13 protein-coding genes are annotated in these 15,479 nt (G+C 36.5%); 11 read left to right on the top strand and 2 right to left on the bottom strand.

The window, feature by feature from the left end; all coding sequences use genetic code 11:
• Positions 1 to 119 precede the first annotated feature (119 nt).
• The 6 genes from ACL9RH_RS07840 to ACL9RH_RS07815 are packed head-to-tail and all read left to right on the top strand — an operon-like array spanning position 120 to position 7,400.
• The gene (locus ACL9RH_RS07840; RefSeq protein WP_422692808.1) at positions 120 to 1,592 is read left to right on the top strand and encodes a response regulator; all 1,473 of its coding nucleotides are present in this window, start codon (positions 120 to 122) and stop codon (positions 1,590 to 1,592) included.
• Between the two features lie 6 nt (positions 1,593 to 1,598).
• Positions 1,599 to 5,207, top strand: a complete 3,609-nt coding sequence (locus tag ACL9RH_RS07835; protein WP_422692807.1) for a response regulator — start codon at positions 1,599 to 1,601, stop codon at positions 5,205 to 5,207.
• Positions 5,208 to 5,222: 15 nt separating this feature from the next.
• Positions 5,223 to 5,588, top strand: coding sequence for a response regulator (locus ACL9RH_RS07830; protein WP_422692806.1), 366 nt, complete (start codon positions 5,223 to 5,225; stop codon positions 5,586 to 5,588).
• Positions 5,589 to 6,419 (top strand): CheR family methyltransferase, encoded by an 831-nt coding sequence (locus tag ACL9RH_RS07825; protein WP_422692805.1) that lies wholly within the window; start codon positions 5,589 to 5,591, stop codon positions 6,417 to 6,419. It abuts the gene before it with no gap.
• Positions 6,420 to 6,430: 11 nt separating this feature from the next.
• Entirely contained in the window at positions 6,431 to 7,000 is a 570-nt protein-coding gene (locus ACL9RH_RS07820; RefSeq protein WP_422692804.1) for a chemotaxis protein CheB, read from the top strand.
• Between the two features lie 28 nt (positions 7,001 to 7,028).
• Positions 7,029 to 7,400 (top strand): response regulator, encoded by a 372-nt coding sequence (locus tag ACL9RH_RS07815; RefSeq protein WP_422692803.1) that lies wholly within the window; start codon positions 7,029 to 7,031, stop codon positions 7,398 to 7,400.
• A 94-nt stretch (positions 7,401 to 7,494) separates the two neighbouring features.
• Here the strand turns inward: ACL9RH_RS07815 and ACL9RH_RS07810 are convergent, their stop codons facing one another.
• Complete coding sequence (locus ACL9RH_RS07810; protein WP_422692802.1) at positions 7,495 to 7,791, bottom strand: hypothetical protein; 297 nt, start codon at positions 7,789 to 7,791, stop codon at positions 7,495 to 7,497.
• Positions 7,792 to 7,972: 181 nt separating this feature from the next.
• Between ACL9RH_RS07810 and ACL9RH_RS07805 the strand changes: the two genes are divergently transcribed.
• From ACL9RH_RS07805 to pelA, 5 genes are all read left to right on the top strand, one after another.
• Positions 7,973 to 9,256 carry a cryptochrome/photolyase family protein gene (locus ACL9RH_RS07805; RefSeq protein ID WP_422692801.1) on the top strand — a complete coding sequence of 428 codons (1,284 nt, stop codon included), beginning with the start codon at positions 7,973 to 7,975 and terminating at the stop codon, positions 9,254 to 9,256.
• Between the two features lie 47 nt (positions 9,257 to 9,303).
• Entirely contained in the window at positions 9,304 to 10,332 is a 1,029-nt protein-coding gene (gene hemH / locus ACL9RH_RS07800) for a ferrochelatase (protein ID WP_422692800.1), read from the top strand.
• A gap of 103 nt (positions 10,333 to 10,435) precedes the next feature.
• Positions 10,436 to 11,113 (top strand): MarR family winged helix-turn-helix transcriptional regulator, encoded by a 678-nt coding sequence (locus ACL9RH_RS07795; protein WP_422692799.1) that lies wholly within the window; start codon positions 10,436 to 10,438, stop codon positions 11,111 to 11,113.
• 192 nt (positions 11,114 to 11,305) lie between these two features.
• Positions 11,306 to 12,493 (top strand): DUF4861 domain-containing protein, encoded by a 1,188-nt coding sequence (locus ACL9RH_RS07790; RefSeq protein WP_422692798.1) that lies wholly within the window; start codon positions 11,306 to 11,308, stop codon positions 12,491 to 12,493.
• 93 nt (positions 12,494 to 12,586) lie between these two features.
• The gene (gene pelA, locus ACL9RH_RS07785) at positions 12,587 to 13,606 is read left to right on the top strand and encodes a pectate lyase (protein ID WP_422692797.1); all 1,020 of its coding nucleotides are present in this window, start codon (positions 12,587 to 12,589) and stop codon (positions 13,604 to 13,606) included.
• 649 nt (positions 13,607 to 14,255) lie between these two features.
• On the opposite strand, the gene ACL9RH_RS07780 is transcribed toward pelA, so the two are convergent.
• Positions 14,256 to 15,362: a pectate lyase family protein gene (locus ACL9RH_RS07780; RefSeq protein ID WP_422692796.1), complete on the bottom strand. Its 1,107-nt coding sequence runs from the start codon at positions 15,360 to 15,362 to the stop codon at positions 14,256 to 14,258.
• Positions 15,363 to 15,479 lie beyond the last annotated feature (117 nt).

Genomic DNA, 15,479 nt, shown 5'->3' with positions numbered 1-15,479 from the left:
TTATTTAAAAATGTGGTACAGATTATCTGTTCATAATCTTTAAAAATTACCGTTTTTTGAAATATTGTGAGTATTTTTGAGCCTAAAGTAAGTATAATTAATTATTGATTTTAACTTCTATGATTTTAATTGTTGATGACAACCAAAGTAACCTTTATTCACTGCAAAAGTTACTTCAATCTAAGAATTTCAATGTGGATACAGCAGGTTCAGGTGAAGAGGCTCTTGGTAAAGCTCTGAAAAATGATTATGCCTTAATTATTTTGGATGTTCAAATGCCTGATATGGATGGTTTTGAAGTGGCGGAAACTCTTGCAGATTACAGTAAAACAAAAGAAGTTCCCATTATATTTTTATCCGCGGTTAATACCGATAAAAAATTTATTACACGAGGCTATGCTTCAGGAGCCAAAGATTATGTGACCAAACCTGTAGATCCAGAGATTTTATTACTTAAAGTTAAAACTTTTTACAACCTCCAGGAACAGAACGTGGCGATGAAAAAGACGCAGCAGAATTTGGAACTGGAAGTTAAGGGAAGACGCGAATCACAGGTGACGATGAAGTCTCAGATCGATCATTTCCACCTCATGTTGGAGTCTTTACCTCAGATTGCGTTCACCGCCAATGAAAATGGAATTGTAGATTTTGTGAATGGTAAATGGTACCAATATTCTGAATCTGAACAAAACTTCCCAGAAACGCATCCCGATGATCCCGATATTGAAGAAGAATTTGAAAGAGCCAGAAAAAGAAGAAAAGCTTTAGAATTGGAGATCAGAATAAAAAGTATGGGCTCAGAAGATTACTGCTATCACCTACTTCGGGTAACTCCTGTATTTGATGAGGGAATCGTTAAAAACTGGGTAGGAACTTTTACAGATATTGATGGACAAAAGAAAGCTGAAAAAGAAAAAGATGAATTTTTAAGTATCGCCAGCCATGAATTGAAAACTCCTTTAACCAGTATCAAAGCTTATATTCAATTATTAGACAGAAAATTAAAACTCGATAAAGAGAGTGCCGAAGCAGGATTTGTAACCAAGGTGCAGGATCAGATCGAAAAACTGAATACCCTGATTACAGATCTGTTGGATGTTTCCAAAATAGAAAATGGCAAATTGAAGATCAATAAAAAGCCTGTTAATCTTGAAAAAGTGATCAGCAATGCAATAGACACCATTTTGCAGACTCACGAAAATAAAGTGAGAATTGATCGACATGGTAATAAACCAGATATATTGATTCCTTTGGATGAAATTCGCATAGAACAGGTGTTGATCAACTTCCTGACCAATGCCATCAAATATTCTCCTCATAATAACCAGGTAATTGTCACCACGTTTGTGGATGAAGAAGCTCAGGAAGTCAGAGTGAACGTTACCGACTTTGGAATTGGTATTCCTGACTTTAAGCAGGATGCTGTCTTTAAGAAATTTTACCGTGTGGAAGAATCATCTCTACAGTTTCAGGGAATGGGAATTGGTCTGTTTATCTGCTCAGAAATTATCAAACAACATCACGGAAGTGTAGGTGTTTCCAGTATTGTAGATGAAGGATCTACCTTTTATTTCACTTTACCTTTAAATTAATTTGGTATGCCTAAAAAAATCATACAAAATCTCCAGATCGGAGTAGGCCTTTCTCTTTTGATTTTAATTGCCAGTTCAATAGCTTCCTATTGGAGCATTCAAAATCAGATGAATCACAGAGAAAGCCTTTCAAAAAGCCGACGTTCTGTCACAGCGGTCAAAGATGTTTTGGTGGCTTTATTAGATGCAGAAACAGGAAACAGAGGGTATCAGCTGACTGGAAGAGAAGATTTTCTTGAACCTTACAAAAGAGGTTTGAGAGAATATCCAAAAGCACTTATACAGGCAGAGTCTTTAGACTTACAGGATAAAAACCAGCTCGAAAGACTTACAGAGCTGAAAAAAAGTGTCAACCAGGTAATGGACAATCTGCAACATCTTGTTGAAGACAGGAGAAAGGGTATTATAATGACTCAGCAGCAAATAGTAACCGGTAAAAGTTATATGGACGAATGCCGGAAAATTGTCTCTGATTTCGTTCGTTACGAAGAAAACCAGGTGGAAGTTAAAAACAAAGACCTTAACCGTTCTTCTGGCACAACAGTTCTATTCATCCTCTTTTCGGCTATAGCGGCTGTGGTAGTAACTATCTTTTTTTACGTTAAAATGAGAGCCGATCTTATCAGAAGAGATAAGCTTGAGAAAATGCTGAAACAAAAAGATCAGGAAACGTTCAGAAGAGTGAGTGCTATTCAGAAAATAGCTAATAGAGTTGCTAATGGTGATTATAGCGAAAAAGCTGTAGACAATGCAGAAGATGATCTTGGTGATCTTGTGGATTCTCTTAACCATATGACGGAATCTCTGAAAGTTTCTTTTGATAAAATAAATAAAAGCGATTGGCGCCAAAAAGGACTTGCTTTACTGAATGAATCCCTTGTTGGGAATAAATCTGTAGAAGAAGTAGCCCAAAAAGCACTTCACCAGCTCATTGAGTATGGAAAATGCATCAACGGCTCACTCTATCTTTATGATGAAGGAATCTTGAAACTCAACAAAGCATTTGGTTTGGAGGGGAACATGAAAAAGACTTTTGAACCGGGAGAAGGTATGGTTGGACAGGCTTTTCTTACCGCTAAAAATCAGGTGTATAACAACCTTGATGAAGAAGATTTTGTCGTTACTTTTGCAAGTAGCACTATTAAAATTTATGGAATCCTTTTAATTCCCATTTTTGCAGACGGCCACCCAATCGGTGTGCTTGAATTAGGCTCTACCTCCAACTTTGATGAAGATAGGATCAGCTATTTCTCAGAATGTTGTATCAATATAGGAATTGCACTGAGTGCCGCGAAAGGTAGAGAAAAAGAACAGCAATTGCTGGAAGAAACGCAGGCCCAATCCGAAGAGCTACAGGTTCAGCATTCAGAACTTGAAAATCTGAATACAGAACTGGAAGCACAAACACAGAAACTTCAGGCTTCAGAAGAAGAATTGAAAGTACAGCAGGAAGAATTGATGCAGGCTAATGCTGAACTGGAAGAACGTTCCAGACTATTAGAAGAAAAGAATCATCTGATTGCAGAAAGAAATAACGAAATTCAAAAAAAGGTAGAAGAACTTGCTTTAAGCACAAAATACAAATCTGAGTTCCTGGCCAATATGTCCCATGAACTGCGCACGCCCCTGAATTCTATCCTTCTTCTTTCAAGATTGATGGCCGAAAATCCGGATGAGAATCTTAACGAAGATCAGGTAGAATCTGCAAAAGTAATCCAGAGCTCAGGAACAAGCTTGCTGACACTTATTGATGAAATTCTGGATCTTGCCAAAATAGAATCCGGAAAAATGACTCTTGAATATCAAGATGTTATTATTGGTGAAGTCGTGAAAGATTTAAAAAGCCTTTTTAATCCTGTATTTCAGGAAAAAGCCCTTCAATTCAATATTCAGATTGATCCAAACGTACAGAATATCATTGAAAGTGATCGTCTTAGAATCGATCAGGTTCTGAGAAATTTACTGTCCAACGCTTTGAAGTTTACCAAAGAAGGGAGTATTGCGCTTCATATCAGAAAACATTCAGATAAACCGGATTTCATCGTATTTTCTGTAAAAGATACCGGAGTAGGAATTGCAGAAGACAAGCAGAAAATAATCTTTGAAGCCTTTCAGCAGGCAGACGGATCTACCAAAAGAAAATTCGGAGGAACTGGCTTAGGTCTTTCCATTAGTCGTGAAATTGCAAAACTTCTTGGTGGAGAATTGGTTCTGAAAAGCGAAATCAACAAAGGAAGTGAATTCAGCTTTATTATTCCTGTTTATGCCGTTTCTGAAATCCCTCACAATGAGACCGATCAGGATTTGGTAGAGATCATCCGTGAAGATGTTGAAGAAATTAAAAGCATTTTGGATGACGGAGAAACTGGAACCATTCTGTTGAACGATCTGGAAATTCCAGAAGATGTAGCAGATGATAGAGACAATATCAAGGACGGAGATAAAGTCATTCTGATCATAGAAGATGATACCAACTTTGCAAAAGCCCTTCTGAAATATGCTCATAAGCAGAATTATAAAGGAATTGTAGTCGTGAGAGGAGATCACGGCCTTTCAGCAGCGCAGAAATACCATCCGCATGCTATATTGCTCGATGTTCAGCTTCCGGTGAAAGATGGCTGGGAAGTCATGGATGATCTTAAATCCAATCCGGCTACAAAGAACATTCCTGTTCATATGATGTCTGTTCTGCATCTTAAAAAAGAAAGCTTGATGAAAGGAGCCGTAGATTTCATCAATAAACCGGTAGCTCTGGATAAAATGACAGATGTTTTCGGGAAAATTGAAGAAGCCTTAAAAAAAGGTCCTCAAAAAGTATTAATTGTTGAAGAAAACGCCAAACATGCCAGTGCATTATCGTATTTCCTAAGCAATTTCAACATCTCTCTTTCCGTAGAGCATAATGTTGAAGACAGTGTTAAAGCGCTGACTTCTGATCAGGTAGATTGTGTAATTCTGGATATTGGAAACCTCAAAGGAGATGAATACAATGTTATAGAATCCATAAAAAGTCATGAAGGGCTGGAAAATCTTCCTATCATCATTTTTACCGAGCAAAACTTATCGAGAGAAGAAGAATTGAAGATAAAGCAGTACGCTGATTCTATTGTGGTAAAAACGGCGCATTCTTATCAGAGGATTTTAGATGAGGTAGGATTATTCTTACATTTAGTAGAAGAAAAAAACAATTTCCTGGAAAATAATACGAATAGAGTACTGGGATCTTTAACTGAGGTTTTAAGTGGAAAAAAAGTGCTGATCACCGATGATGATGTACGTAATATCTTTTCTCTTACCAAAGCGCTGGAAAAATATAAAGTTGAGGTAATTGTAGCAATGGATGGAAAGCATTCCCTTCAACAAATCAAACAGAACCCTGATATAGATGTTATTTTGATGGATATGATGATGCCGGAGATGGATGGCTACGAAACCATAAAAGAGATCAGGAAAATGCCGGCATTTGCAAGGCTTCCTATTATCGCAATCACTGCAAAATCCATGATAGGAGAACGTGAAAAATGCATTACAGCAGGAGCTTCCGATTATATCTCGAAACCTGTTGATATTGATCAGCTGTTGTCGCTGCTCCGAGTTTGGTTATATGAAAGTTAAACAGATAAAATTCTGATGAATAAGAAAATCTTAATTGTGGATGACGATCCACGTAATATATTTGCATTAAAACTGACTTTAAAGTCCCGTGGCTATCTTATAGAAAGCTGTACAATGGCCCAGGAAGCTATTGAAATGCTGAAATCCGGACAACAGTTTTCCGTAGTTTTGATGGATATGATGATGCCGGGAATGGATGGCTATGAAGCCGTAAGAATTATAAAAAATACCCCGGAAATTAAGGATATTCCGGTTATTGCTGTAACGGCACAGGCGATGCCGGAAGACCGTCAGAAATGTATTGAAGCAGGAGCACAGGACTATGTTTCAAAACCGATTGATGTAGATCTGTTAATAAAGGCTATAGAAAAACTCACATAAATGCTGGAACCGAGTATCGTTAAAGATGAAGAAATAGAATCTCTAATCAATGATGTCTACGAAAGGTATGGCTACGATTTTTCAGGATATAGCCGTGCGTCTTTTAAACGGAGAGTGAATCGTATTTGCCTGCTGGACAGATTTACAAGTTTTGCAGAACTTCGATATACTATCATCAATGATCAGGAATATCTGAAACGGTTTGTAGAAGAAGTTACGGTAAACGTAACGGAAATGTTCAGAGATCCTTCTTTTTTTAAAACATTAAGGGGAAAAATCCTTCCTCAGTTGGGAACGTATCCTTTGATCAGAATCTGGATTGCAGGGTGCTCAACAGGAGAAGAAATCTATTCGGTGGCTATCTTGTTGAAAGAAGCAGGTCTCTATCATAAATCCCTGATCTATGGCACAGATTTGAACCCCTCCGTTTTGGAAACCGCCAGAGCAGGTGTTTTCCCTCTGCAGCAAATGAAGCTTTATTCAGAAAACTATATTCAGTCTGGAGGCACGAAGGATTTCTCAGATTATTACACCGCCAATTATGACAGTGTGAGATTTGATAAAAGTTTGCAGGAAAAGCTCATTCTATCAACACATAATCTGGTTTCAGACAGTTCCTTCAACAGCTTTCAACTCATCATCTGCCGAAATGTTTTAATCTATTTTGACCGAGTATTGCAGGAAAGGGTTTTCAAACTTTTTGATAACAGCTTGGAAAATTTAGGCTTTCTTGCTTTAGGAGCTAAAGAAACACTCAAGTTTTCTACCATCGATAAGAATTATCATCAAATTGAAGATCAGAAAATCTGGAAGAAGCTTGATCATCATTAAACTGTTCCCCCATGAAAACACAAAAAGAAACAGAAATTATCATTATAGGAGGCTCGGCAGGAAGCTTACAGGTGATCATTGAGATGGTAAAAAATCTGGATGATGATATCAGTATTCCTGTTTTGCTGGTCATTCACAGGAAAGCACAGGCTGTTAATATTCTGCAGACTTTATTACAGCAGTTTACCCCGTTGTCTGTGATTGAAATTGAAGATAAAACCGAACTTCAGAACGGAATGATATACATTGTTCCGGCAGACTATCACCTGTTGTTTGAGAACAAGAAAAACCTGTCGCTGGACAGCTCCGAAAAGATGAATTATTCGCGTCCTTCCATTGATGTTACCTTTAAATCTGCTGCAGAAATTTATGGGGAAAAGATGATAGGCGTATTGCTGTCCGGAGCCAATGCAGACGGTGTAGAAGGACTGGCGTATATTAAGAAAAACAACGGTTTAGTCTGGATTCAGGATCCTGAAACAGCAGAAGTGGATTATATGCCCAGACACGCAGTAGAAGAAATTAATTATGATTTAATCATTAAACCTAGTAATTTAGCAAATCTTATAAACGAACTATAATATATCTTAGTAAAATAATCTAAAGAATATGAGTAAAAAGAAAATTTTAATCTTTGATGATGATACAGCTATCTTAGAAGTAGTCACGATAATTTTTGAAGAAAACGGATATGAAGTTAAAATTTCAGAAACATCACATGACATTCTTGAAAAAGTAGCAGACTATCAGCCGGATGTTATTTTGATGGACAATTGGATTCCCAAAATCGGTGGAGTGGAAGCTACAAAACTTTTGAAAAGCAGCGAAGAATTCAAACACATCCCGGTGATCTACGTAACGGCCAACAATGATATTGTTGCATTAGCTGCGGAAGCTCAGGCGGATGATTATGTTTCAAAACCTTTTAATCTGGAAGATCTGGAAGACATGGTGGCCAAACATATGAAAGAGCAGGTGTAAGAAAACTGCAGATTTATACGCAAATAGCTAAACATATAAAAAGGCTGTCTCAAAAATATACGAGGCAGCTTTTTTATTTTACAATTTTTACATTTCAATGCTCTTTGAAAGCTTTCAGTGCTTCCATCATCTCGGCTCTTTTTAAAATGCTATTGTTGATCTTATGGAACAAAGAGTTCAAAAGAAAATACAGCGGTGAATTGATCGGAATAGTGTCTGAAAACGTTTTTACCAGAATCAGTTTTTTCGAAACGATATTCTTGGTAATCAAATACTCATTGCTGAAATTCATATCGAGATTCAGTTCATTCTTTACCATAAGGCGGAAATATTCATCAATCATTTGTTTATCTCTTGCCAGGTGTAAGATGTCGGGTTCTTTATCATCCATAGCCATGTTTTTACAATTCCTTATCATAAGTTTTACAAATTTTATACCGTATTAATGTTAAAAATAAGTGTATTAATATTCTTTATTTTATTATTGTTAGTATATTTGTATTCTAAATAAAAGTAAGTGTTTAATGGATTGACTACTGTCTTCTATAAACTAACATCAGAACAGGTAAGAAATGAATGAAATAAATATATTTTGGTTGAGAAGAGACCTAAGATTGGATGATAATATCGGCCTTTATCATGCTTTAAATTCTGGCTTACAGGTGGTTCCTGTCTTTATTTTTGATACAGAAATCCTCAATCAGCTTCATAATAAATATGATAGAAGGGTAGACTACATTCATCAGGCATTGCAGGAAATTAATAACGAATTGCAAAAACATGTAGGTAAACTTCATGTATTCCACGGCAGTCCGGATGAAATTTTCGAAAAACTGGTGAAAGACTTTAACATCAATACCGTTTTTTGTAATGAAGATTACGAACCACAAGCGATAAAAAGAGATCGAAAAGTGGCTGAATTTCTTTCAAAACATCATATTAACTTTAAATCATTCAAAGATCAGGTCATCGTTGCTAAAGATGAGGTAGTAAAAAGTGATCAATCTCCTTACACCGTATTTACGCCTTATTCTAAAAAATGGAAGGAAAGCAAGAAAGATCTCAAAAGTGTTGAAACGGATATGACTCATTTTCTGCCAGCTCATGAACTTACAGGCATCCTATCACTGGAAGAAATTGGGTTTGAAAAAACAGACATCAAATTCAAGAAACCGGAGCTGAGTGCAAAATTGATTGCAGATTATCATCAATACAGAGATTTTCCGGCAATGGATCATACCACTCATTTGGGTATTGCTCTCCGCTTTGGAACCATATCAGTAAGGAAATGTGTAAGATATGCTGCCGAACATAATGAAACATGGCTTAATGAACTGATTTGGAGAGAATTCTTTATGCAAATCCTGTTTCATTTTCCAACCGTTGTCACCCATTGTTTTAAAAAGAAATATGAAAACATTCAATGGAGAAATAATGAAGATGAATTTAAAGCCTGGTGTGAAGGAAGAACTGGATATCCCATTGTAGATGCAGGAATGCGGGAACTCAACGAAACGGGTTTCATGCACAACAGAGTCCGAATGATTACTGCAAGCTTTCTTACTAAGCATCTTCTGATCGACTGGCGTTGGGGAGAAGCCTATTTTGCTGAAAAACTATTAGACTATGATCTTTCGGCCAACAATGGAAACTGGCAGTGGGCGGCAGGAAGCGGTTGTGATGCGGCTCCTTATTTCAGGATATTTAATCCTTATGAACAAACCAAAAAGTTTGATAAAGATCTGAAATATATCAAAAAATGGCTTCCCAAAGACTATAAAGAAGAACCGATTGTAGAACATACCAAAGCCAGAGAACGGGCATTGAAAGCTTATAAAGAAGCATTGGCAGAGTAAACGCTACACAATACAAACTATTTACTAATACATAAAACAAAGGAACATTGGCTAAAAAAGGAATTTTGCTAATCAATCTTGGATCTCCAAGATCAACAGCTGTAAATGATGTAAAGGAATATCTGGATGAGTTCCTTATGGATGAAAAGGTAATTGATTATCGATGGTTTTTCCGGGCATTGCTGGTTCAGGGAATCATTTTAAAAACAAGGCCGAAGAAATCTGCTGAAGCCTATAAAACAGTATGGACAGACGAAGGATCTCCCTTAATTGTTATCACTAAAAAAATACAGCAAAAACTCCAGAAGATCGTAGACATACCCGTAGAAATTGGAATGAGATACGCAGAACCCAGTATTGAAACAGGAATCAGAAACCTGGTAGAAAAAGGTGTTTCGGAAATCGTTCTTTTTCCACTTTACCCGCAGTACGCCATGAGCACAACTGAAACTGTTATTGAAAAAGCAGAAGAAGTAAGAAAGAAAAAATTCCCTGGAATTACGATCAATTATATCCAGCCTTTCTATCACCGTGAGATTTATACCGATTGTCTGGCAGAAAGCATTCGTGAAAAGCTCCCGGAAAACTTTGATGCTTTAATGTTTTCTTATCATGGGGTGCCCGAACGTCATATTTATAAAACAGATCCTACCAAAACCTGTAATATGAACGATTGCTGCTCCAGAAAAACCAATCCGAGTCATCCGTTTTGCTATCGCCATCAATGCTATAATACTACCGAAAGTGTTATTAGAAAGCTCGGGTTACCCAAAGAAAAAGTAATTGTTTCCTTTCAGTCGAGATTGGGAAAAGACAAATGGATTGAACCTTATACAGATCACACCTTAGAAACCATTCCCAGCAAAGGCGTTAAAAAACTTGCCGTTGTTTGCCCGGCTTTCGTTTCCGACTGCCTTGAAACCCTTGAAGAAATATCTGTAGAAGGAAAAGAACAGTTTTTAGAATCAGGAGGAGAAAGCTTTTATTATATATCGTGTTTAAATGATGAAGACCGATGGATAGACGTGATCAAGACTTTATGTGAAGAAAAGCTTCATCAGTTCTATCTTGTTTAAAATTTCTTGAAGGCTAAAGAATACACAGATAAGTTGGTGTTAAATAGATCATAAATCAACAATATATTAAAAAAAAGGTACATTTGTAAATTATTTAATCAAAATGAATTACACTCTTGTCAAAGACTTTATGACACTGTTGGAACAGTTTGAAACAGAGGCGCATACGCAACCCGATTCTTACCCTGTCGATATTCAGGGATTTAAAACATGGATGTCTCATAAAGAAGAGGTTACAAAAGAACATAACCTGGATGAACCTTACTGGGAAGGTAAAGAAAATGGCAGAACCCCTGAAAGTGCGATCAATACATTGTTGGTGCATCTTAACCGGTATGCAAAAACCTACTCAAAATCAGCGATTTCCAATTCAGAATTTTCTACTCAGGAAGATTTTATCTATCTGATCAACCTTAAAGCGTTTGGACAGATGACCAAAATGGAACTGATTAAGAAAAACATTCATGATAAACCTGTAGGAATGCTAATTATTGCAAGGCTATTGCGACAGGGATGGATTGAGCAAAGTGAATCAGACGTTGATAAACGAAGCAAATTGATTTGTATCTCCGAAGCCGGATTACTGGCTTTGGAAAGGCAGATGAAGAAGATCCGCCAGGCTACCAATATTGTAGCAGGAAACCTTTCATATCCTGAAAAAATGGAACTGATCCGCATCCTTAATAAATTAGACCGTTTTCATTATCCTATTTTCTCAAGGAATATAGATTCCGGGGAGCTTTTAGAAAAGGTAAATGAAGAATACGCATTTAACCAATAAATCATTTTAAGCGGTAAAAAAACTTTCATAATTTCATTCAATATAAAAAATCTGAAATTGTATTTTTCAAAAATTAGATCGTAATAAAGTTTCTTTTAGTCTTATAAAATAATTGAGATTTTAATAAAGATTATTGCCTTTAAATTGCTGAATTATTTATATTTTTGGATCATTAACTTATTGAATGAAATTATGTTGATAACAAGAATTGGACGAATTAGCTTAAATTGTGCAATCGGTTGCATTGCTTGTGGTTTTTTATCCGCTCAACAATCTGTTCAGGTGACCAATCCGCTCAACTTTCAAAGAGCCGAAGTGGTAGCCGTTCCCATTGCCCAGCTACAGAAATTTCTATCTGAACACAGCGAAAAGGAGCTTAGAATAAAGGATTCAAATGGAAAATGGCTTCCCATTCAATGGATAGACTATGATGGAGACGGTAAAAGCGAAGAACTTCTTTTCCCAGTACATATTGAGGCTGGAAAAGTGAATAAATACCTCATTATAGCAGATGGAAATTCTAAAATTCCGGAAAGTAAGGTTTCAACCTATTCAAGGCTTGTCCCGGAAAGAGTAGACGATTATGCCTGGGAAAATGATAAAATTGCCTTCCGCATATATGGACCCAAAGGTCAGCAGGAAGCGTTGCAGGGGATAAAAAGCAGTACCCTCTCAAGTGGGGTTGATATCTGGCTGAAAAGAACCAATCAGCCTATTATCAATAAATGGTATAAAGGTTATCTAACAGATCCAATGTATTATCATAAAGATACAAGAGGGGAAGGTTATGATCCCTATCATGTAGGAAACAGCAGGGGAACGGGTGGAATAGGAATCTGGAAAGATGATAAGCTTCAGGTTTCAGAAAACTTCGTGACTTCCAGAACGATTGCTGAAGGCCCTTTGAGAACTGTTTTTGAACTTACCTATCTCCCATGGAGTGAGTATGGCGTAAAAGAAACCAAAAGAATTTCTTTAGAACTAGGTTCTAATTTTTCCAAGTTTGAATCCACTTTTGAATCAGAAAAACCGGTTCCCAACTATATCATTGGAATTACCCTGCATAAAAATGAAGGACAAACACAGCTGAATGATCAACAAGGCTATTATCTTCACTGGGAAAAAATAGATGATGCCTTTGTGGGAGAAGGAATTGTTGTCAATCCGAAAATAGTTGAAAAATCAATAGCTTTTACTTCTGATATTCCTGATGAAAGTAATTTATACGTCATCACCCAGCCTCATAACACCCTGACTTATTATGCGGGATTTGCCTGGCAGAAAAGTGGTCAGGTTCAAACCCAGAAAGATTGGGAAAATATTCTTCAGAAACAGGCTAAGATTCTTGAGCAACCTTTGCAGGTAAAGGTTGGAGAGTAGGAGAGTGAGAAGGTAGGAGTGCTATCGTGCTGGAGAAGTTTAAAAGTAGCAGATAAAATGTTCTCTTAAAATTTTAATTTCTAAATAATAAACATGAATCTAAAAATATATACATTCACTTTAGGTTTGATTGCTGTTCAATTTTCAGCACAGGTAAAAGATACATTAGCAGAGAAAATGCTGATTTACCAACTTCCCAATGGTGGTTGGGGAAAACAGCTTGAAGATAAATCAACCGTCAATTATAATCTGCCGATCGACAAGAACCTTTTAAGAAAGATAAAATCTACTGGTGATGATCATGCTACTATTGATAATAATGCCACTTCCAGAGAAATCAATGGGTTGATTAAAGCTTATTCCACCACAAAGAATCCGGAATATTTAAAAGCTGCAGAAAAAGGAATCCAGTATTTACTTCTGATGCAGTATGATAATGGCGGTTTTCCTCAGTATTATCCGAACACAGGCCTTTACAGAAAGCAGGTGACATACAATGATAATGCAATGATCAATGCTTTAACGGTTTTGTATAATACTGCGGAAGGAAAGAATAATTTCGATGTCGTTTCTTCTTCATTAAAGGAAAAATCAAAAATTGCCGTTCAGAAAGGGATCTTGTGTATTTTAAAGACTCAGGTGCTTCAAAAAGGAAATCCTTCTATTTGGGCAGATCAGTATAATGAAATCACTTTGCAACCTGATAAAGCCAGAGCTTTTGAGCCTATCTCATTGGCAACCGGAGAATCTGTAGGAATTATTAGGTTCTTAATGTTGCAGCCTCTAACTCCTGAAATTGAAAAGTCCATAAAATCTGCAGTACAATGGTTCAAACAAAACAAAATTGAAGGCTATAGTTATAATGTTGCCAAGCAGAACGGAAAGGCAATAAGAGTTTTGGCAGAAGATAAAAACTCGATCATCTGGGCCAGGTTTTATGATATTCATACCAACAAACCTCTGTTTGGAGATCGCGATGGAAGTGTAAAATACAATTATTATGAAGTTTCGGAGGAAAGAAGAAATGGCTACAACTGGTTTGGAGATTTTGCCGAAAAACTGATTGGTAAAGAATATCCAAAATGGCTGGATAAAAATAAATTAACAGAATGATTTTATCCACAGCTCCACGAATTTTAAGATAGATATTGCGTCTTTACGATTCTCCAACTTGTTTTTTGTTGGTTTATCGTGAAGACGCAAAGTTTTTTTATTCTTTATATATCATTTAAGAAGCAAGAAAATCTGAGATTTTCGGCTAATTTTTTATAATAGATAAAGAATTTATTTTTAAAGTATACAAAAACTTGTTCATTTTCGGCATTATATTTTTAGCATATCTAATTTTATAAAGTATTCAATTTTATCGTAGATAAAATCCTTGCGACCTTGATCTGTTTTTTTAAGATAAAATATTGCGCCTTTGCGATTTCCCAACTTGGGTTGGTTGGATAATCGCAAAGGCGCAAATCTTCTAGTTAAAATATCTTTTATTCTTAAGAACGCTAAGAAAAGATGAATTAGCGATCGATCATGATAAAGCGAATATTATTCACTTGCTTCATCGAATCAACAACGTTGATTCTCTTTCTTTGCCTCTAAAAGTATTCTATAAGGAAATAAACCTTTGCGATATATATTTCAATACATCCAATATTCTACTTCTCAACTTTAGTACTTGATCTGAAAATAGAAAAGAGAGCACCTCATTGTTGAGATACCCTCCTTCTTTTATTACTACTATTACTATTAAAGTCTTTTATTAAAAAGCATCGCAGACATTCCCACTTAAAGTAGCTCCTGCATTAGCTGTTACATCAGCTTTTACATCTCCTACATTTAATTTGGCAATGCTGTATGGCGGAGTGAAAGCGGTTCCACTTCCTGAAGTATTTCCGGTAACATTGATAAAGCTGCTTCCTGTTTGGGTAACAGCGGTGAATCCGCTCATCAGGTTGATTGGTTCTTTTACGTTTTCAAAAACATTTCTCTCTACCAAAATATTAGCCTGAACCCCTGCAGCAATACATTTATTACTTACAGAACTGTTGAAATAACTGTTCAGGATATGAATTTTTCCAAATCTTACTCTAGGCATACGCTCTCTGCATCCCGGTGCCCACCAGCAACGTACAAAAGTGACATTCAGTTTTCCGGCATCTGTTGTAGCAGTATCACTTGATCCGATAAGGTTAGAGAATCTGTGATCATCTGTTCCTCCTGAACCACCTGGTTTTGGAGCTTTCAGATAATGGAATTTAGTGTAGGATACGGTAATATAGTCGGATTTATTTTTGATATCGAAATTCCCGTCAACTCCATCTCTGAATTCACAATGGTCAATCCATACATTTCGGCAGTCATCAAGAATAGCATTGTCCCATCCATCGGTATCATAAGCTCCAGGACCTTCAAAAATAAGGTTTCGGATGATGATATTGTTACATCTTTTGATATTGATAATTCCTGATCCATCCTTGGTTTGGTTTGTAGAAACAAGTTTTGCTCCTGGAGCTCCATATAGGGTTTTTCCGGTTTGATCCTGGAAAGAGAGACGAGTGGTAATCGTAATGGTTCCGGTCACTTTGATCACTTTTATCGAAGTGTTTTCAATAGCGGCTTTTAACTGTGCATAAGTAGAAACTGTTGTTTCTGCAGCCGTTCCACCACCGGTAGTTCCGCCATTTTGAGAGGCCCATCCAGGGGCGATACAATCAGCTAAAGGAATAATTTTTTGTGCCAGAGAATTTTTAATACTTGTTTCCTGCTCTGTAAGATCATTGCTAAGTTCTTCGTGGCCACATCCTGTTAAAGCAAAGGCTGAACTTAGAGCTACTGTAAGGAAGGTAGCCTTGAACGTTGTTTTCATAGTTTATATTTTGTGATTTGTTCTGATGCAAAATTATAAAGTTAACAGTAAAGTATTTTATATTTTACCATATTAATATTTATATAATTATAATGTTAAATATTTAAAATGATCAAT

The sequence above is a fragment of the Chryseobacterium sp. Mn2064 genome, from assembly GCF_049319685.1.
Taxonomy (GTDB): Bacteria; Bacteroidota; Bacteroidia; order Flavobacteriales; family Weeksellaceae; genus Chryseobacterium.
Note: the sequence above shows the minus strand (reverse complement) of the source record. Positions and strands in the feature narration are given on the sequence as shown.